Origin of the sequence: Caulobacter sp. UNC358MFTsu5.1 (assembly GCF_000712075.1) — a bacterium.
Classification (GTDB): Bacteria; Pseudomonadota; Alphaproteobacteria; order Caulobacterales; family Caulobacteraceae; genus Caulobacter.
The window spans coordinates 1,304,490-1,323,051 of sequence record NZ_JONW01000005.1; the positions used below are offsets into that span (position 1 = coordinate 1,304,490).

An 18,562-nucleotide genomic window follows, 5' to 3' on the forward strand; every position below is an offset into this window, starting at 1 on the left:
ATCGCGTTTGGTCACTGTTCTTGACGTGGGTTCCGCATGTTCGACGGCCTTACAGAGCGACTTTCAGGGGTCTTCGACCGCCTCGGCGGTCGCGGCGTGCTGTCCGAGAAGGACATCGACGAGGCGCTGCGCGAGGTCCGCGTCGCCCTGCTGGAAGCCGACGTCGCCCTGCCGGTGGTCAAGGACTTCATCAGCAAGGCCAAGGAGAGCGCCTCGGGCGAGGCGGTCATCCGTTCGGTCAAGCCGGCCGACCAGGTGGTCAAGATCGTCTATGACGGCCTGGTCGACATGCTGGGCGGCGAGGTCCCGACCGGCCTGAACCTGGCCCTGAACCCGCCGTCGGTGATCCTGATGGCCGGCCTGCAGGGCTCGGGCAAGACCACCACCACCGGCAAGCTGGCCCTGCGACTGAACAAGATCGAGCGCAAGAAGGTGCTGGTCGCCTCGCTCGACACCCGCCGCCCGGCCGCCATGGAACAGCTGGCCATGCTGGCCAAGCAGGTCGAGGTCGAGAGCCTGCCGATCGTCGCGGGCCAGAGCGCCGCCGACATCGCCAAGCGCGCCCTGACCGCCGCCAAGCTGGGCGGCTACGACGTCTTGATCCTCGACACCGCCGGCCGCACCACCCTGGACGAGGCGATGATGAGCGAGGCGGCGGAAATCGCCCGCATCGCCACGCCGTCCGAGACCATCCTGGTCGCCGACAGCCTGACCGGCCAGGACGCCGTGCGCACGGCCAAGGCCTTCCACGAGCGCCTGCCGCTGACCGGCCTGATCCTGACCCGCGCCGACGGCGACGGCCGCGGCGGCGCGGCCCTGTCGATGCGCCACGTCACCGGCCTGCCGATCAAGTTCCTCGGCGCCGGCGAGAAGATCGACGCGCTCGACGTCTTCGACGCCCGCCGGGTGGCCGGCCGCATCCTGGGCCAGGGCGACGTCGTCGCGCTGGTCGAGAAGGCCGCGCAAGACCTCGACGTGGCCGAAGCCGAGCGCATGGCCAAGAAGCTGGCCAAGGGCCAGTTCGACCTGAACGACCTGTCGGCCCAGCTGAACCAGATGCAGAAGATGGGCGGCATGCAGGGCATCATGGGCCTGCTGCCGGGCGTCCAGAAGGTCAAGAAGCAGATCGCCGAGAGCGGCATCGACGACAGCATCTTCCGTCGCCAGCAGGCGATCATCGGCTCGATGACCAAGCTGGAGCGCAAGAAGCCCGACATCCTGGCCGCCTCGCGCAAGCGCCGCATCGCGGCCGGCGCCGGCGTCGACGTCGCCGAGGTCAACCGCCTGCTCAAGCAGCACCGCCAGATGGCCGACATGTTCAAGGCCATGTCCAAGGACGGCGGCAAGGGCATGGCCCGCATGGCCGCCATGATGGGCGGCGGCGACATGGCCCGACTGAAATCCATGGGCGGCGGCAAGATGCCGACGCCCGATCCCAATGCAGCGGGAGGCCAAGGCCTTCCGGGGCTGCCCGGCATGCCGGGTCTCGGGGGCGGCGGCGACAAGCCCAACCCCCTCTCCGGCCTGGGCCTGCCCGGCTTCAACCCGTTCAAGAAATAGAACTTTAGACCAAGGACTACGAAAATGCTGAAGATCCGTCTCGCCCGTGGCGGCGCCAAGAAGCGCCCCTACTACTCGATCGTCGTCGCCGACAGCCACTCGCCCCGCGACGGCCGCTTCATCGAGAAGGTCGGCACCTACAACCCGCTGCTCAAGAAGGACGACGCCGCGCGCGTGACCCTGAAGGTCGAGTCCATCCAGGAGTGGCTCAAGAAGGGCGCCCAGCCGACCGACCGCGTCGCCCGCTTCCTGGCCGCCCAGGGCCTGACCACCTGGACCCACGGCAACAACCCGCAGAAGGGCGCCCCGGGCAAGAAGGCCCAGGAGCGCATCGCCGAGCGCGCCCAGCGCGACGAAGAGCGCGCCGCCGCCGAAGCCCAGGCCAAGGAAGACGCCAAGGCCGCCGCTGAAGCCGCCGCCGCCGCGGCCGCCGAAGCCGCCGCTGCTCCGGCTCCCGAGCCGGAAGTCGTCGCCGAAGAAGCCCCGGCCGCCGAAGTGGCCGCTGAAGCCGCCGCTGAAGAAGCCCCGGCTTCGGAAGAAACCACCGAAGGCTAAGGCTTTCGGAAGCGCCGCCGCCGGAACTCCCTGGCGGCGGCGTTTTCTTTTGCGCGCTTCCGCACCATGACCGCATCGTCCCCGCAGACCCTGATCCTGGTCGGCCGCGTCGCCGGCGGCTTCGGCGTGCGCGGCGAGGTGCGGATCACGACCTATACCGAAGACCCGCTGACCCTGACCAAGTTCAAGGTGCTGTCGCGCCAGGACGGCTCGCCCGCCCTGACCCTGGCCAGCGCCCGGGTGGCCAAGGACGGCGTCGTCGCCCGCTGCGCCGGGATCGACACCAAGGAGGCCGCCGACGCCCTGCGCGGCCTGCGCCTCTACGTCCCCCGCTCCGCCCTGCCGGAACCGGAGGAAGACGAATTCTACCTGGCCGACCTGATCGGCCTGACCGTGCGCCACGTGGCCACCAACGACCTGATCGGCAAGATCAAGAGCGTCCAGAACTTCGGCGCCGACGACCTGCTGGAAATCACCCCGGCCCTGGGCGGCCAGACCTGGTACCTGCCCTTCACCCGCGCGGCCGTGCCCGAGGTGAAGATCGCCGAAGGCCTCGTGCTGGCCGATCCGCCGGCCCTGGTGGGCGAGCCCGAAGGCCCGGTCGAGGACGACGATCGCTAGGGCCCAGGCCCTTGTCCGCATGAAAAATAGGTCATGACAGAGGCTTAACTGGCCTTGTCCGCCGGTCCCCGCCATCTCGTTTCGAACCGAACGGAGGGGGAATCTGTCTTGCGTAAAGGACTCTGGCTGGCGGCCGCGACCGCCCTGCTTTTCACCTCGGCCCAACCGGCCCTGGCCGCCGAGGAGCTGACCTCGAAACAGGCCGGCCAAGTGGTCGACACCCTGGTCGCCGAGCTGAACGGCTATTTCGATCCCGCCAAGGCCCAGACCGTGCAGGCGGCGCTGAAGGCCCAGCGCGGGCAGTTCGTCCGCATCCACGACCGCGCCGCCCTGGCCGACGCGCTGAGCGCGGTGACCCTGAAGGTCTCGGGCGACCAGCACATGAAGGTGACGGTGACCACCGCCAACGCCCAGGCCGTCCGGCTCAGCGACGCCGACGAGGTCCTGGTCGACAAGCGCCTGGCCTACGGCCTGATGGCCGCGCGCCGGCTGCCGGCCAATATCGGCTATCTGAAGCTGCGCTATTTCGAGCAGGGCGAGGAGGGCGCGGCGATGATCGACGCGGCCCTGGGCCTGCTGAAGGACACCGACGCCCTGATCATCGACCTGCGCGAGAACACCGGCGGCGGCGGGGCGACGGACGAGCGGCTGCTGGGCCAGCTGTCGCGCGCGCCGCTGGTCATGGAGGCGATCCGCTGGCGCGATCCCGACGGCAAGACCACGACCCTGTCCCGTCATGTCCGCCAGGGCCCCGGCGACCCGCTCTACGCCGACAAGCCGGTCTATCTGCTGGTGGGCGGCCAGACCTTCTCGGCGGCCGAGGCCTTCGCCTACACGATGCAGGCCAACAAGCGGGCCGTGCTGGTCGGAACCCGCACGCGCGGCGGCGGCAACCCGGCCAACCGCCCCAAGCCGAACCTGGGCTTCGGCCTGGTGGCCTTCATCCCCAACGGCCAGGTGGTCCATCCGCTGACCGGCGGCGGCTGGGAGGGCGTGGGCGTCAAGCCGGACGTCGAGACGCCGCTGGACGGGGCCCTGACCGAAGCCTACCGCCGCGCCCTGGCGGCGGCCAAGCCCCTGGTCTCGACCCCGAAGTCCGAAAAGGAACGGGCCGACGCCGTCGCCGACCCGGCCAAGGCCCTGATCGCCGACCAGGCGCTCTAGGCGGCTACTTGCGCACCCGCATCAGGCATTCCTGGGCCACCGAGGCCACCAGCTTGCCGTCGCGGGTGAACATCTGGCCGCGCACCAGGCCGCGGCCGTGCGAGGCTGAGGGGCTGTCCTGCGAAAACAGGATCCAGTCGTTGAAGTCGAAGGTGTGGTGGAACCACATGGCGTGGTCCAGGCTGGCGGCCTGCAGGCCCGGCGTGGTCCAGATCAGGCCGTGCGGGCGCAAGGCGCTTTCCATGAAGGCCATGTCCGAGGCGTAGGCCAGGGCGCATTGCTGGGCTCGGACGTCGTCGCCGATCGGCGCCTTGGCCCGCATCCAGACCTGCTTGGTCGACGACTTGGGCACGGGCTTGGTGGGGTGCTGAGGATCGACCCAGCGCAGGTCCACCGGGCGGGGGAACTCGGCCAGCTTGACGAACCGCGGATGCAGCTCGTCGCCCAGCGAGCGCAGATATTCCGCCTCGGTCGGCAGGCTCTCGGGATCGGGCGCGTCGGGCATGTCGGCCTGGTGCTCCAGCCCCTCCTCGGGGGTCTGGAACGAGGCGGCCAGGTTGAAGATCTGCTCGCCGTGCTGGATCGCGGCCACCCGGCGGGTGGTGAAGGTGCCGCCGTCGCGGGCCCGCTCGACCTCGTAGAGGACCGGGGCGTTCACGTCGCCGGGGCGGATGAAATAGGCGTGCAGCGAATGGCAGATGCGGTCGGGCACGGTGCGGTAGGCCGCCATCAGGGCCTGGGCGATGACCAGCCCGCCGAAGATGCGGGGAAAGCCGTCATTGGGGCTGACGCCCCGGAACAGGTTCACCTCGATCGGTTCGAGGGTCAGGATTTCGGCGAGGTTCTCGGGCGTGCGCATGGGGGTTCGTTAGGCGCGCAGGCGGGACAGGGCAAGTCGTGAGCTTGCGCCGGGGCGATGCGCTCACCATCGTTGCGTCATGGCCACGCCTTTTCCCCCGCCCATCGTCCACCACCCCGCCTTCCGCGCCGAGATGCCGGCCGGCCACCGCTTCCCGATGGACAAGTTCTCGCGCCTGGCCGCGGTGCTGGAGGCCGAGGGCGTGGCGGGCCCGGCGGGCTTCGTGCTTCCCGAGCCGATCGACCTGGAGAGCCTGCTGCTGGTCCACGACGAGGCCTATGTGCGCGGCGTGATCGATCTGACCCTGCCGGCCGAGGTGGCGCGGCGGGTGGGTCTGCCCAACACCGGGTCGGTGGCGAAACGGGCCCAGGCCGCGGTGGGCGGCACCCTGGCGGCGGCGCGCCTGGCGCTGGCGCACGGGATCGCCTGCAACACCGCCGGCGGCAGCCATCACGCCCAGGCCGACACGGGCGCGGGCTTCTGCGTGTTCAACGACGTGGCGGTGGCGGCGCGGCGACTGCTGGCCGAGGGCGCGGTCGGCCGGGTGCTGGTGGTCGATCTCGACGTCCACCAGGGCGACGGCACGGCGCGGATCTTCGAGGGCGATTCCAGCGTCTTCACCTTCTCGATGCACGCCGAGAAGAACTTCCCGGCCCGCAAGGCGGTCAGCGACCTGGACGTCGCCCTGCCCGACGGCACGGGCGACGCGGCCTATCTGGAGACGCTGGGGGAGGTCCTGCCGGACCTATTGGCCCGGACGGCGCCGGACCTGGTGTTCTTCAACGCCGGAGTCGATCCGCACGCGGACGACAAGCTGGGGCGTCTCAGCCTGAGCGACGAGGGCCTGGCGCGGCGCGAGGCGTTCGTCCTGGGCTCATGTCTGGAAAGGGGGATCCCCGTGGCGGGGGTGATCGGCGGCGGATACGACGCCGACATCGATCGATTGGCGCATCGTCACGCCCTTCTCCACCGGGCGGCCCGAAAGGCTCTCGAAGCCTGAGGGGTCGCTCTCCGGTGGAGGCTACGCGGCGATCACTTAGAAGCTCGAGACGAGCGAACCGGCGATCACGACGAGGGGCAGCATGGCCAGGACGATGCTGGCGAAACCCGAGAAGGCGTTGTTCGAGAAGGTCATTGTCTTGGTTCCCTGAAAGTCCGGCGCGACGACCGCGTCCGGTGATCAGGGGTATAGGCCCGCGGGATGGTGAACACCCGTTACCTTTGCTTCATGAAGCGTTTTTAAGAAACATTGATGCCGCCAACCCGCATTACAGAGGTGTAATGTGATTGTTTTCGATCGTTACAGTGGAAACTTTTACCGTTGATACCATCGTTCGGCGGGTCGATCACTCGTCGGCGGAGGTCAACAGGAAATGACCGCGCAGGGCCGCGATCGGGGCGGCGCGCTGCTCCTGCCAGGCCTCGACGTGCACATTGGCGATCCGTCGGCCGACCTTCTTGATCTGGGCGCGGGCGAAGGTGGTCAGCGGACGGCCCGAGCGCAGGTACTCGATCGAGACGTCGATGGTCCGGGGCTGGCGCTTCAGCGGCTCGGCCACCGACAGCTGGGCCAGGGCCGTCATCTCCATGAAGGCGCCCAGCACCCCGCCGTGGATGGCCGGCAGCAGCGGATTGCCGACGATGTGGTCCGAGAACGGCAGGATGGCGGTCATCTCGTCGCCGGCCAGTTCGGCGTGCATGCCGATGAACCGGGCGTAGGGGATCGAGCCGAGCACGGCGCTGAGGCGGGTGGCGGCGTCGGTCATACGGCGTCTCCCTGTCCGCCCGACGCCTTGGCGCGGGGCGGCTTGAGGTTGGCGCCCGGCTTCTTGCCGGCGCTGGAGTCCAGCATGAAGGCGGCCTGGGCGGCGGCGATCGGGTCGTCGGGATCGTCCTCGTAGGCCACGGCCCGCACGAAGGCGACCGAGCGGGTGACCTTGTAGCAATGGGCCCGGGCCAGCACGTCGCGCCCCGGCTGGGCCGGCCGCATGTAGTCGATGCGCAGGTCCAGGGTGGCGATCGAGGTCCATTCGGCCAGGGCGGCGTGCACCGCCTGGCCGCTGGCGTGGTCGAGCAGGGTGGTGACCACCCCGCCGGCGATCACCCCGGTCTCAGGGTCGCCGACGATCTCGGGACGGTACGGCGCCTTGAGGATGGCGACCGCGTCGCCGATCTCCAGGGTCACCAGGCCCAGGGCGCGTGCCTGGGGACTGCCTGCGTTCATCGCGTCGGCGATGAACCGGTGCTGTTCGTCACTGCTCATGGGGATAGGTTTATAGCCAGGCGCGTTCCCATATCCAGCCGATGAAACCGCAGGACCTGATCTGTCCGAAGCCCGACGGGCTCTACTGCCCGCCCGGGGACTTCTATATCGACCCCGTCCGCCCCGTGGACCGGGCGGTGATCACCCATGGCCACGCCGACCACGCGCGGGCCGGACATGGCGTGGTGGCGGCCACCCCCGAGACCCTGGCGATCATGGCCGAGCGCTACGGCGAGGACTTCGCCGGCCAGCGCCACCCGGTGGTCTATGGCGAGACCTTCACCCACAACGGCGTCGAGGTGGGCCTGGTCCCCGCCGGCCACGTGCTGGGCTCGGCCCAGGCCGTGGTGCGCTGGAAGGGCATGACCATCGTCGTCTCAGGCGACTACAAGCGCCGCCGCGACCCCACCTGCCCGGCCTTCGAGCCCGTGCCCTGCGACGTGTTCGTGACCGAGGCGACCTTCGGCCTGCCGGTGTTCCGCCATCCCGACGACCGGGGCGAGATCGCCGCCCTGCTCAAGTCGGTCGAGCAGTTCCCCGAACGCAGCCACATCGTCGGGGCCTACGCCCTGGGCAAGGCCCAACGGGTGATCCGGCTGCTGCGCGAGGCGGGCTGGGACAAGACCATCCACGTCCACGGGGCGATGGACCGGCTGAACCGCCTCTACGGGCGGCACGGCGTGGAACTGGGCCTGCTGGCCCCGGCCACCACGGGCGCGAAGAAGGACTTCGAGGGCGCGATCATCGTCGCCCCGCCCTCGGCCCTGGCCGACCGCTGGAGCCGGCGCTTCCCCGATCCGGTCGACTGCTTCGCCAGCGGCTGGATGCGCGTGCGGGCCAGAGCCCGCCAGCGCGGAGTCGAGCTGCCGCTGATCATCTCGGACCACGCCGACTGGGACGAACTGACCGCCACCCTGGACGAGCTGCGCCCCGGCGAGGTGTGGATCACCCACGGGCGCGAGGAGGCCCTGGAGCGCTGGTGCGAACTCCAGGGCATCCCCGCCCGGGCGCTAAGGCTCGTCGGCTATGACGAGGAAGAGGGCGAGTAGGCTCAGCTGATCAGGTCGGGACCGCCGGACGGCGGCGTGGACCCGGCCGAAACCGTCTTCTTCTTGCCGCCCATCACCTTGCGGACCCAGGCCGTGACGCTGGCGAAGGCGGCCGCGATGACCACGAAGCCCTTCTTCAGCACGATCAGCAGGATCGCCAGCAGGCCGAACTTCTTGGCCGCGGCCAGGCCCAGGCCCGCCGCCACCAGCCCGGCGACGCCGAACTCGGCGGCCTTGTCGCCCTTGGCATGGTCGGCATAGGTCGAGCCGGGATCGAAGACCGCCGCCTGGGCGATGCTGCCGGCGGCCGCCCGGACGTCCTGCAGGTCGCCCATCGACGAGATGACGTTCAGGCTCAGCACGCCCTGCCGGTTCAGCAGGCGGATGTCGTAGTTCAGCGAGTGGGCCTCGCCGCCGCCGATCGCCAGGTCCTGGGCCCAGATCACCAGGTGACGCGTGGGATCGTAGGAGGGCTGTTCGGCCCAGCCGGCCAGGTGGATCGTCGGATAGCCCGCGTCCTTGCGCCGGGCGTTGGACTCGTCCTCGGACTCGCGCAGCTGGTCCAGCAGCTTCTGCTGGTCGATCTTGCGGGCGTCCTTGTCGGAGACGTAGCCGACGTCCTGGTAGGTGACCACCGCGCCCCACGACGCCGCCTCGAGCGGCTTGAACCGCGTCGGGACGATCATGCCCAGCACGCCTTCGCCGGCCTCGGGCGGGTTGCCCCAGCCCTCGGTCAGGACGCGCTTGGCCGCCGCGGCGTCCAGGAAATAGTAGTCCGGACCCAGGTTCAGCTTGGCGTGGGCGTCCGGCAGGGCGATCTGCCCGGTATGATGCTGGAGCCGGTCCTGCCAGGAGATGTCCGGCTGGGACGCGGCGATCGGCGCCGGCGGTTGATCCGAAGCAAAGGCCGACGCGGCGGCGCCGACGAAGACGACCGCCACGACGGGCGCGAGAAACTGACGCAAAACAAACCCCCAAAGATTCCCCACGGCGAAGCTAGCGGAGGTTGTATGGCTTGGCCAGGGAGGGGGCTATACGACTTTGAAGGTCGCCCGGGCCCGCGCCACCGGCTTGTCGTCGGCCCGCACCGTGGCCTCGGCGTAGCAGAGGCTCTTGCCCGGCTTGATGAAGTCGGTGTCGAAGGCCAGCCACTGGCCCAGCTGGGCGGCGGCGATGTAGTCCAGGCCCAGCGAGACGGTGATCAGGCCCTTGCTGGGGATCTTCAGCCGGCTCAGCACCACGCCGCACGACAGGCCCATGGCGTTGTCGGCCAGGGCGGCGATCAGGCCGCCGTGCGGACCGCCGCGCGAATTGGTGTGCGGCTCGCGCACCTCCACCGCCAGCACCCAGCGATCGTCGCGGATGTCGGCGAAGATCGGCTCCCACGGCGTGGTCAGCGGGCTCTTGCGGGGATGGGGGACGAAGGGTTCGGGCGGGGTCATGGTCGCCTCCTGTCCGGCGTTCGGACCCCATCATTCAAACAGATGTTTGAATTGACTTCAAGCGGCGGCGGCGTGCTAGCGTCAGCCTGTCCCGAGCGGGACCGGATCGGGGGATCGCATGGCCAATCGCAACGGCGCCGGCGCGCTGAAGCTCGACGCCGACAAGGTGGTGCTGACGCTGGATCACCTGAAGGCCCGGGTGACCGAGCGGTTCCCGGCGTCCGGCCTGGCGGAGGTCTGCGACCAGCTGACGGCCGTGGCCCGGGTCACCGCCAGGCGGGCCCGGCGGCTGTCGCGGCCCTATCTGGGCCTGCGGACCCTGGTGGCCGTGATCGCGGTCCTGGCGCTCGGCGCGGAAGCCGCGCTGATCGGCCGGCTGGACTGGCTGGCCAGCCTGCGCAACGCCGGGGCCCTGAGCCTGGCCACCAGCCTGGAGCCGGCCGTCAACCTGCTGCTGCTGTCCGGCGCGGCGATCTGGTTCCTGGTGTCGCTGGAGTCGCGCTGGAAGCGTTCGCGGGTCCAGAAATCCCTGCACGAGCTGCGGTCGTTCGCCCACGTCATCGACATGCACCAGTTGACCAAGGACCCGACCCTGGTGCTGGGCCCGCGCACGGCCTCGTCGCCCGCCCGCGAGATGAGCCGCTTCCAGCTGGCCCGCTACCTGGACTACTGCGCCGAGATGCTGGCCCTGACCGCCAAGCTGGCGGCGCTCTACGCCGGCGAGACCAACGACCCGGTGATCGTCGCCGCCGTCAACGACATCGAGACCCTGACCTCGGACCTGGGCCGCAAGATCTGGCAGAAGATCATGATCCTGGGCCAGCTGGACGAAAGCCGGGCGGGCTGAAGTCCGCGACTTGAACCGAAGCGCAAGCGCGACATTTCTTTCCCATGCGCGCCTTCGCCCATCTTCTCGACCGGCTGTCCCTGACCAGCTCGCGCAACGCCAAGCTGACCCTGATCAAGGACTTCCTGGCGGAGACGCCCGATCCCGAGCGCGGCTGGGTGCTGGCGGCCCTGACCGGGGCGCTGTCGTTCAACGCGGCCAAGCCGGCCTTCATCCGCAAGGCGGTCGAGAGCCGGATGGACGCCCAGCTGTTCGCCTGGTCCTACGACTATGTCGGCGACCTGGCCGAGACCGTCGCCCTGGTCTGGCCGGAGAAGCCCGGGGCCAACCGCGAACCCGATCTGTCCGAAGTGGTCGAGAGCCTGCGCACCGCCTCGCGGGCCGAGGTTCAGCGGCTGATCGAGGGCTGGCTGGACGCCCTGGACGCCGACGGACGCTGGGCCCTGCTGAAGCTGATGACGGGCGGCCTGCGGGTCGGCGTCTCCGCGCGGCTGGCCAAGCAGGCCTGCGCCGACTTCGGCCAGGTGGAGATCGGCCAGGTCGAGGAGGTCTGGCACGCCATGGCCCCGCCCTACGGCGACCTGTTCGCCTGGCTGGAGGGGCGGTCCGAACAGCCCTCGCCCGACGCGCCGGGCCGCTTCCGGCCGGTGATGCTGGCCCAGGCGATCGACGAGGCCGTCGACTTCGCCAAGCTGGACCCCGCCGACTACGCCGCCGAATGGAAGTGGGACGGCATCCGCGTCCAGGCGGTCAGCGAGCGGGGCGAGAAGCGCCTCTACACCCGCACCGGCGACGACATCTCGGCGACCTTCCCCGATGTGGTCGAGGCCCTGACCTTCGAAGGGGCGATCGACGGCGAGCTGCTGGTGATGCGCGACGGCGCGGTGGCCAGCTTCGGCGACCTGCAGCAGCGGCTGAACCGCAAGACGGTGGACGCCAAGCAGCTGCAGGCCTTCCCCGCCGGCATCCGCGCCTACGACCTGCTGCTGGACGGCGAGACCGACCTGCGCGGCCTGCCGTTCGCCGAGCGGCGGAAGCGACTGGAAGCGTTCGTGGCGAAAGCCGCCAGCCCGCGCATCGACCTGTCGCCGATCCGGCCGTTCGCGACCTGGGACGAGTTGGCCGCCCTGCGCGCCGCCCCGCCGGCGGGCGACCCCGTCATCGCCGAAGGCCTGATGCTCAAGCGCTGGGACAGCGTCTACGAGCCGGGCCGCCCCAAGGGGCCGTGGTTCAAGTGGAAGCGCGATCCCCGCCTGATCGACGCGGTGCTGATGTACGCCCAGCGCGGCCACGGCAAGCGGTCCAGCTTCTACTCCGACTACACCTTCGGGGTCTGGCGCGAGGACGAGACGGGGACGCGCCATCTGACCCCCGTCGGCAAGGCCTATTTCGGCTTCACCGACGAGGAGCTGAAGCAGATCGACAAGTTCGTGCGCGACCACACGGTCGAGCGCTTCGGGCCGGTGCGCTCGGTGCGGGCCGACCTGGAGTTCGGCCTGGTCTTCGAGGTGGCCTTCGAGGGGCTGCAGCGCTCGACCCGCCACAAGTCCGGCGTGGCCATGCGCTTCCCCCGCATCAACCGCATCCGCTGGGACAAGCCCTCGCGCGAGGCCGACGAACTGGCCACCCTGGAGCGGATGCTGGATTGATCTTCAAATTCGGCTCATCTCGAAACGGTCAAGCTTGAGCCAAACTTGACAATAGACCCTAGTGGCCGCCCCCGACGCCCTCCAGGGCCGGCGCGCCGGAGCCCGCGTGGAACATCCGGCCCCGCTCGGTGATCAGCACGGCGACCAGGCCGGCCAGGCCGAAGCCGGCGAAGCCCAGGGTCAAGGGCACGGTGGTGCCGTCGAACAGCTGGCCGATCCAGAAGCCGAACAGCGCTCCGCCGATCGTGGTGATGAAGCCCTGCACCGAGGCGGCCGTGCCGGCCAGGTGGCCCAGCGGCTCCATGGCGATCGCCCCGAAGTTCGACATCACCATGCCGAAGCAGAACATCATGCCCGCCTGCAGCAGGGAGAAGGTCCAGAGGGTCTCGTGGCCGCTCACGGCGACCAGGGCGTGGACCACCGCGAAGCCGAGATAGCCCATCAGCGAGACGTGCGAGACCAGGCGCATGCCCAGGCGCTCGACGATGTGCGAGTTGAGCAGGGACGAGACCGCGATGCCGCCGGCGATGGCCGCGAAGATCAGGGTGAACAGCTTGCCCGCGCCCAGCACGTCGACGAACACCTGCTGGGCCGAGTTGAGGAAGCCGAACAGTCCGCCCAGCACCAGGGTGGCGGCCAGGGTGTAGCCCACGGCGATCCGGTTGGTCAGGCACACCTTGAAGGCCGCCAGCACGGGTCCGATCTCCAGGGGCGTGCGGTCTTCCGGATGCAGGGTCTCGGGCAGCTTGACCCACGACCAGGCGATCACCGCCAGGCCGAAGATCGCCAGCACGCCGAACACCCACGGCCAGGGCGCGACCAGCAGGATGGCCTGGCCCACCGAGGGGGCGATGATCGGCACGCCCAGGAAGACGATGAACGACAGCGACATCACCCGCGCCATCTGCCGGCCGCTGTAGCAGTCGCGGACGATCGACACCGACAGCACGCGCGTGGCGGCCGCGCCCACGCCGCACAGGGCGCGGGCGATCAGCAGCATCGGGAACGAGGTCGCGAAGGCGCACAGGGCGGCGAAGACGACATAGAGCGACAGCCCGACCAGCAGCACCGGCTTGCGGCCGTAGCGGTCGGCCAGGGGGCCGTAGACGATCTGGGCCGCGCCGAAGCCCAGCAGGTAGGCGGTCAGGATCCACTGCCGCTCGTTGTCGGTCGCCACGCCCAGGGCGTGTCCGATCTGCGGCATGGCCGGCAGCATCGAGTCGATGGCCAGGGCGTTGGTGGCCATCATCGCCGCGATCAGGGCGACGAATTGGCCGAACCCCATGCCTGGGTGTGGGCCGGGGCGGATTGCGGCGGGACTGGACGACATGACGCTCTTCTTCACGGGCCGGACGCCGAAGCGCCGGCGGGCGCGAGACGCGATGGTCGCGATATAGGTCAGGCTTGGCCGTCCGCCAAACGGGTCCGGGTCTAGGAGCCCATCTGGAACTGGATGCTCACCGTCTGGTCATCGCCGACCTTCGAGGCGCCTTCCTGCGACTGCCCCACGCTGGCCACCCGCAGCAGCGGCTGCGAACCGGGCTGGGCGGGCGGCGCGTTGCGCAGGACGCCCAGGGCGGGCTGAGCGGTGGTCAGGGCCTGATGGAAGGCCGCCGCCCGGCGCAGGGCCAGGCTGGCCGCCTGCTGCCCCTCGGCGCTGAACGCGTCGAGATTGGTCTGGGCCACGACATTGACGACCGACAGCTTGGGTCCCTCGTCCTCGCAGCCCGCGCCAGGAGCGACGCCGTAGCCCAGGCAGGGAAGGCGCTTCATCAGGACCTGGGCCACGTCGCCGGCGATGCGCCGGCCGTCGGCCGACAGGTCGGCCGTTCCCGGCGAGAACAGCTGGTCGGCCCGGAAGGCCAGGGAGCCGCCGGAGGGGTCGCTGGCCAGCGCCACCTTCATGTCGCGCAGATCGGCATCCAGCGATTGCATCAGCAGCTTCTGGGCGTCGGCGACCGAAGCGGTCGGCGCGCCGGCCTTGGGCGGCGAGAAGCCGAAGCAGCGACGCTCGCCCGCCGCGCCCGCGCCGGTCTCCGACAGGGCGGTCTCGGGCAGGCACACCACCTGGGCCTTGTAGTCGATCTCGATGTCGGCCGTCTTGGGCTGGAGGTTCGCGGTCGTCTGCAGCAGGGCCGCCGTCTCCGGATGCTTGGCCGCGGTCAGCTTGGCGGTCGTCGAGCGGAACTCGAAGGCGAAATAGCTGAGCATGATGATGAAGATGAAGATCACCCCCACCATCATGTCGGTCATCGAGACGTAGTAGCTTTCGCCTTCCTCGACATCGACGGTCCGGCCGCGCTTGCGCCCCATCAAACCGCGCCCACGCGGGCGGGCTTGCCGGCCAGGGCCGCCTCGATGCGGCCCAGGACGGCCAGCTGCTCCAGCATCACCTTCTCGGGCGGGGCGAAGCGCACGCAGGCGTCCAGCAGCGCGAAGAAGTGGGCCTCCTGCGCCTCGATGGCCTGCCGGCGGCGGCGCGCGGCCAGCCGCAGGATGATCGAGGCCAGCACCCCGGCGATCGAGGTCCAGAACTTGGTGGCGGCGATGGTGAGCAGATTGATCAGCGCGCCCTGCATGGCCGCGCCGCCGCCGCTCATGGCCGAGGTCGCCTCGGTCAGGGCCGCGACGATGCCCATGAAGGTGATCACCAGGCCGATCGCCACCATGATGTTGGCCCACCATTCCAGGGTGCGGGCCGGGGTGTCGGCGAGCTCGAAGGCGTCGGAGGCGTGGATGGAGGCCGCCAGGCGTCCGTCCTCGGTCGGGGTCAGCTGGCTGCGATAGTGCGCCCAGCCCAGTTCGAGGACGGGATGGGCGATGCCGCCCAGGTGCTTGTCGATCGCCTCGAAGGTTTCGGCGAAGGCCTTCTGGCGATCGCCGCGCAGGTCGTCGAGCAGGTCGGCGCGACGGCGCAGGTCGTTCATCAGCGGCGTGTATTCGAAATGTCCGGACTGGAAGATCAGCCCCACGGCGAACACCAGGATGGCCCCGGCCATCAGGAGCGCGGCGCCAGGCATGCTGAACACCGCGACTACGAACGACGTCACCGGATCGTGCATCTGAACCTTCGAATCAACCTCCGGCCACAATACCCCGGGGTGAGGCCGGAATGGGGCGGAGTTTAACCGTTGAAGGCGCGGATCGAGTCGATGATGCGCTGCTGGTCGCCTTCCGCCAGGTACGGATGCATCGGCAGGGCCAGCACGGTCTCGGCCTTGGCCTCGGTCACCGGCAGGCCGCCGGCCCCGCGCGGGAAGTCGGCGTAGGGCGCCTGCACGTGCATCGGCACCGGATAATAGACCGCCGTCGGGATGCCCTGGGTCTTCAGATGGGCGGCCAGGCCGTCGCGGTTGTCGTGCTCGATCACGTACTGGGCCCAGACCGAGACGCCGCCGTCGATGACCTTGGGCGTGGCGATCACCGCCCCCTTCAGGCCCTCGGCGTAGCGGTTCGCCACGACCTGCCGCAGGTCGATCTCCTCCTGGAAGATGGCCAGCTTCTCGATCAGGATCGCCGCCTGGATCGTGTCCAGCCGCGAGTTCATGCCGATGCGGGTGTTCAGGTACTTGGTGTCGTGGTCGAAGGTGCGGCCGACCAGGTCGGGGGCCACGGCCTTGCCGTGCACCCGGAAGCTGTCCATCAGGTCCCACAGGTCCTGGTCGTTGGTCAGCACCGCGCCGCCGTCGCCGTAGCAGCCCAGGGGCTTGGCCGGGAAGAAGCTGGTGGTGGCCACGTCGGCCCAGTGCAGCGGATGCTTGCCGTCCAGGGTGCAGCCGAAGCCCTGGGCGCTGTCGGAGACCAGCTTCAGGCCTTCGCGGTCGCAGATGGCCTTGATCGCCGGATAGTCGGCGGGCTGGCCGAACAGGTCGACGGCGATCACCACCTTGGGGGTCAGCTGGCCCTGCGCCTTCACGCCGGCGATCGCCGCTTCCAGCTTGGCCGGATCGAGGTTGAAGGTGTCGGGCAGCACGTCGACGAACACCGGCGTCGCCCCGACCCACGGCACGACTTCCGGCGTGGCGGCGAAGGTGAACGACGGGCAGAACACCGCGTCGCCCGGACCCACGCCCCAGGCCATCAGCGGCAGGGCGATGGCGTCGGTGCCGTTGGCGCAGGACAGGGCCAGCTTGGCCTGGCCGAACGCCGCCAGCTTGACCTCGAACTCGCGCACCTGCGGGCCCATCACATAGGCGCCGCTGTCGAGGACGGCGGCGATCGCCGCGTCGATCTTGGCGCGGATCCGGCGCTGCTGCGCGGCGAGGTCGATGAAGGACATGCTCATGGGCGGCGCTCTTAGAGGCGGATCGGCTCGGTTTCGAGCCAATTGATGTAACGGAGTGTTTCCACAGGACGAAGCGATACCGAGCGGGGAACGCGTCTTCGGCGTGGTTCGTTGACGGGTCGGCGCGGGGGCGCCATCGAGAGAGTCATGCAGACCAAGCCGAGCCTGATCCCCGCCGACGCCACGCTCCCCTCCCTCGCCAATGTGAAAGCCGACGAGACGATGTTCGGGCATTTCCTCGACTGGCTGGGCAAGCTGGCGGTGAACCTGGTGGTCGCCACCCTGATCCTGGTCGTCACCTTCTGGGTGGCCGGCTGGCTGGCGGGCGTGGCCCGGCGCGCCCTGGGCCGGGTGCATCGCAAGAACCCCGACCCGACCCTGGAGAGCTTCGTCTCGTCCCTGGTGCGCTACGCCGTGGTGGCCGTGGGCCTGGTGGCGGTGCTGCAGCAGCTGGGCGTGCAGGCCACCTCGATCATCGCCGTGCTGGGCGCGGCCTCCCTGGCCATCGGCCTGGCCCTGCAGGGCGCGCTGTCGAACGTGGCGGCCGGGGTGATGATCCTGCTGTTCCGGCCCTACAAGGTGGGCGACGTGATCGAGACCTCGAGCCGCAACGGCACGGTCAAGTCGCTGGACCTGCTGTTCACCGAGATCGCCACGCCCGACAACGTCAAGGTGATGATCCCCAACAGCAAGGTGTTCGGCGACGTCATCCTCAACTACTCGACCCACCGCAATCGCCGCGCCGACGTGGTGTTCAAGGTGCCGCTGAAGACCGACCTGGTCACGGTGCTGCAGAAGATGCGCGAGCGGGCCGAGGGCGATCCGCGGGTGCGCAAGGACCCGGCGGTGATGATCGAGGTCGTGGACCTCAGCGAGGCCTTCGCCCAGGCCGCGATCCGCGTCTGGACGGCCAAGGAGGACTACGGCCCGGTCAAGACCGACCTGATGCTGGCCGCCCACCTGTGGGCCGAGGACCCGACGCGGGAGCTGCCGCCGCCGCGCAAGTCCAAGGCCCCCGACCCGTCGCCGGCCATGCCCGGCGACGCCGGGCATCACCTGTTCAGGTTGCCAAAGCCTCGGAGAGGTCGGCAATCAGGTCCTCGCAGTCCTCGATCCCCACCGACAGCCTGATCAGGGTGTCGGAGATGCCCAGGGCGGCGCGCTGATCGGCCGGGATCGAGGCGTGGGTCATGATGGCCGGATGCTCGATCAGGCTCTCGACCCCGCCCAGGCTTTCCGCGAGCGTGAACAGCCGCGTGCGCTCCAGCATCCGCCGGGCGGTGTTCACGTCGCCCTTCAGCTCCACCGAGATGATCCCGCCGAAGCCGCCCAGCATCTGGCGCTTGGCCAGCTCGTGCTGCGGATGGCTGGGCAGGCCGGGATAGATCACCCGCTCGACGTCCTTGCGGGTGGACAGCCACCTGGCGATGGCCAGGGCGCTGTCGCAGGCCCGCTGCATCCGTAGGGCCAGGGTCTTGACCCCGCGCAGGGCCAGGAAGCTGTCGAACGGCCCCAGCACCGCCCCGACGGCGTTCTGCAGGAACTTCAGCTTCTCGGCGATCTCGGCGTTGTCGCCCACCACCGCCACCCCGGCCACCACGTCGGAGTGGCCGTTCAGGTACTTGGTGGCCGAGTGCATGACGATGTCGAAGCCCAGCTCCAGCGGCCGCTGGACGAACGGGCTGGCGAAGGTGTTGTCGGCCACGGTGATCAGGCCGTGCTTCTTGGCCAGGGCCGCGATGCCGGAGAGGTCCGCCAGGCGCAGCATCGGGTTGGTGGGCGTCTCGACCCAGATCATCTTCGTGGCCGGCGTGATCGCGGCCTCGATCGCGGCCAGGTCGCCCATGTCGACGAAGCTGAACGTCAGGCCCGCCGAGCGCTTGCGCACCTTGTCGAACAGCCGGAACGAGCCGCCGTAGAGGTCGTCGCTGGCGATCACGTGCGCGCCGCTGTCCAGGATCTCCAGGATCGTCGAGGCCGCCGCCAGGCCCGAGGCGAAGGCGAAGCCGGCCGCGCCGCTCTCCAGGTCGGCGATGCAGCGCTCGAAGGCGAAGCGGGTCGGGTTGTGGCTGCGGCTGTACTCGAAGCCCTTGTGCTCGCCCGGGCTGGACTGGACGTAGGTCGAGGTCGCGTAGATCGGGACCATCACCGCCCCGGTCGTCGGATCGGGGAACTGGCCGCCGTGGATCGTGCGGGTGGCGAAGGCCAGGCGGTTCTTGCCGGGAACGTCGGTCATGGGGCGACTCTCACTGGAGGGCTAGGACGGTT

19 protein-coding genes are annotated in these 18,562 nt (G+C 69.7%); 9 read left to right on the forward strand and 10 right to left on the reverse strand.

The features are described 5' to 3' along the window. The first annotated feature begins 36 nt into the window (after nucleotides 1-36). The 4 genes from ffh (at nucleotide 37) to BR39_RS0108005 (ending at nucleotide 3,900) form a co-directional block, all read left to right on the forward strand. Nucleotides 37-1,560, forward strand: a complete 1,524-nt coding sequence (gene ffh, locus BR39_RS0107990) for a signal recognition particle protein (RefSeq protein WP_029909517.1) — start codon at nucleotides 37-39, stop codon at nucleotides 1,558-1,560. A gap of 24 nt (nucleotides 1,561-1,584) precedes the next feature. Next, entirely contained in the window at nucleotides 1,585-2,115 is a 531-nt protein-coding gene (gene rpsP, locus BR39_RS0107995; protein WP_029909519.1) for a 30S ribosomal protein S16, read from the forward strand. Between the two features lie 66 nt (nucleotides 2,116-2,181). Continuing rightward, complete coding sequence (gene rimM / locus BR39_RS0108000) at nucleotides 2,182-2,736, forward strand: ribosome maturation factor RimM (protein ID WP_029909522.1); 555 nt, start codon at nucleotides 2,182-2,184, stop codon at nucleotides 2,734-2,736. A 108-nt stretch (nucleotides 2,737-2,844) separates the two neighbouring features. Beyond that, on the forward strand, nucleotides 2,845-3,900 hold the full coding sequence (locus BR39_RS0108005) for a S41 family peptidase (protein WP_029909525.1): 1,056 nt from the start codon (nucleotides 2,845-2,847) through the stop codon (nucleotides 3,898-3,900). 4 nt (nucleotides 3,901-3,904) lie between these two features. On the opposite strand, the gene BR39_RS0108010 is transcribed toward BR39_RS0108005, so the two are convergent. Beyond that, entirely contained in the window at nucleotides 3,905-4,759 is an 855-nt protein-coding gene (locus BR39_RS0108010) for an acyl-CoA thioesterase II (RefSeq protein WP_029909528.1), read from the reverse strand. A gap of 79 nt (nucleotides 4,760-4,838) precedes the next feature. Between BR39_RS0108010 and BR39_RS0108015 the strand changes: the two genes are divergently transcribed. Continuing rightward, complete coding sequence (locus BR39_RS0108015) at nucleotides 4,839-5,759, forward strand: histone deacetylase (protein WP_029909530.1); 921 nt, start codon at nucleotides 4,839-4,841, stop codon at nucleotides 5,757-5,759. A 346-nt stretch (nucleotides 5,760-6,105) separates the two neighbouring features. On the opposite strand, the gene BR39_RS0108025 is transcribed toward BR39_RS0108015, so the two are convergent. Next, nucleotides 6,106-6,525: a PaaI family thioesterase gene (locus tag BR39_RS0108025; RefSeq protein ID WP_029909533.1), complete on the reverse strand. Its 420-nt coding sequence runs from the start codon at nucleotides 6,523-6,525 to the stop codon at nucleotides 6,106-6,108. Continuing rightward, a complete protein-coding gene (locus BR39_RS0108030) occupies nucleotides 6,522-7,022 on the reverse strand; it encodes a PaaI family thioesterase (protein ID WP_035018179.1) in 501 nt (166 codons plus the stop codon). The genes BR39_RS0108025 and BR39_RS0108030 overlap by 4 nt, the downstream gene beginning before the upstream one ends. A 41-nt stretch (nucleotides 7,023-7,063) precedes the next feature. Here BR39_RS0108030 and BR39_RS0108035 point away from each other — a divergent pair, with 41 nt between their 5' ends. Beyond that, a complete protein-coding gene (locus tag BR39_RS0108035; protein ID WP_029909538.1) occupies nucleotides 7,064-8,071 on the forward strand; it encodes a ligase-associated DNA damage response exonuclease in 1,008 nt (335 codons plus the stop codon). 2 nt (nucleotides 8,072-8,073) lie between these two features. Here BR39_RS0108035 and BR39_RS0108040 read toward each other — a convergent pair whose 3' ends face one another. Both BR39_RS0108040 and BR39_RS0108045 read right to left on the reverse strand, forming a co-directional pair. After that, nucleotides 8,074-9,036, reverse strand: coding sequence for a DUF2167 domain-containing protein (locus BR39_RS0108040; protein ID WP_197026656.1), 963 nt, complete (start codon nucleotides 9,034-9,036; stop codon nucleotides 8,074-8,076). A gap of 66 nt (nucleotides 9,037-9,102) precedes the next feature. Next, a complete protein-coding gene (locus BR39_RS0108045) occupies nucleotides 9,103-9,513 on the reverse strand; it encodes a PaaI family thioesterase (RefSeq protein WP_029909546.1) in 411 nt (136 codons plus the stop codon). 118 nt (nucleotides 9,514-9,631) lie between these two features. Between BR39_RS0108045 and BR39_RS0108050 the strand changes: the two genes are divergently transcribed. Together BR39_RS0108050 and BR39_RS0108055 are read left to right on the forward strand one after the other, a co-directional pair. Then, nucleotides 9,632-10,360 (forward strand): hypothetical protein, encoded by a 729-nt coding sequence (locus tag BR39_RS0108050; protein WP_029909562.1) that lies wholly within the window; start codon nucleotides 9,632-9,634, stop codon nucleotides 10,358-10,360. Nucleotides 10,361-10,404: 44 nt separating this feature from the next. After that, nucleotides 10,405-12,009: a cisplatin damage response ATP-dependent DNA ligase gene (locus BR39_RS0108055; protein ID WP_029909568.1), complete on the forward strand. Its 1,605-nt coding sequence runs from the start codon at nucleotides 10,405-10,407 to the stop codon at nucleotides 12,007-12,009. A 58-nt stretch (nucleotides 12,010-12,067) separates the two neighbouring features. On the opposite strand, the gene BR39_RS0108060 is transcribed toward BR39_RS0108055, so the two are convergent. From BR39_RS0108060 to BR39_RS0108075, 4 genes are all read right to left on the reverse strand, one after another. Next, nucleotides 12,068-13,294 (reverse strand): multidrug effflux MFS transporter, encoded by a 1,227-nt coding sequence (locus BR39_RS0108060; protein ID WP_029909572.1) that lies wholly within the window; start codon nucleotides 13,292-13,294, stop codon nucleotides 12,068-12,070. 146 nt (nucleotides 13,295-13,440) lie between these two features. Beyond that, complete coding sequence (locus tag BR39_RS0108065) at nucleotides 13,441-14,322, reverse strand: hypothetical protein (RefSeq protein ID WP_029909574.1); 882 nt, start codon at nucleotides 14,320-14,322, stop codon at nucleotides 13,441-13,443. Beyond that, a complete protein-coding gene (locus tag BR39_RS0108070; protein ID WP_029909578.1) occupies nucleotides 14,322-15,071 on the reverse strand; it encodes a hypothetical protein in 750 nt (249 codons plus the stop codon). The genes BR39_RS0108065 and BR39_RS0108070 overlap by 1 nt, the downstream gene beginning before the upstream one ends. A gap of 62 nt (nucleotides 15,072-15,133) precedes the next feature. Beyond that, the gene (locus tag BR39_RS0108075; protein WP_029909581.1) at nucleotides 15,134-16,294 is read right to left on the reverse strand and encodes a DegT/DnrJ/EryC1/StrS aminotransferase family protein; all 1,161 of its coding nucleotides are present in this window, start codon (nucleotides 16,292-16,294) and stop codon (nucleotides 15,134-15,136) included. A gap of 147 nt (nucleotides 16,295-16,441) precedes the next feature. Here BR39_RS0108075 and BR39_RS0108080 point away from each other — a divergent pair, with 147 nt between their 5' ends. Continuing rightward, nucleotides 16,442-17,425, forward strand: coding sequence for a mechanosensitive ion channel family protein (locus tag BR39_RS0108080; protein ID WP_029909584.1), 984 nt, complete (start codon nucleotides 16,442-16,444; stop codon nucleotides 17,423-17,425). Here BR39_RS0108080 and BR39_RS0108085 read toward each other — a convergent pair. Further along, nucleotides 17,355-18,530, reverse strand: coding sequence for a PLP-dependent aspartate aminotransferase family protein (locus tag BR39_RS0108085; RefSeq protein WP_029909587.1), 1,176 nt, complete (start codon nucleotides 18,528-18,530; stop codon nucleotides 17,355-17,357). The genes BR39_RS0108080 and BR39_RS0108085 overlap by 71 nt on opposite strands. Nucleotides 18,531-18,562 lie beyond the last annotated feature (32 nt).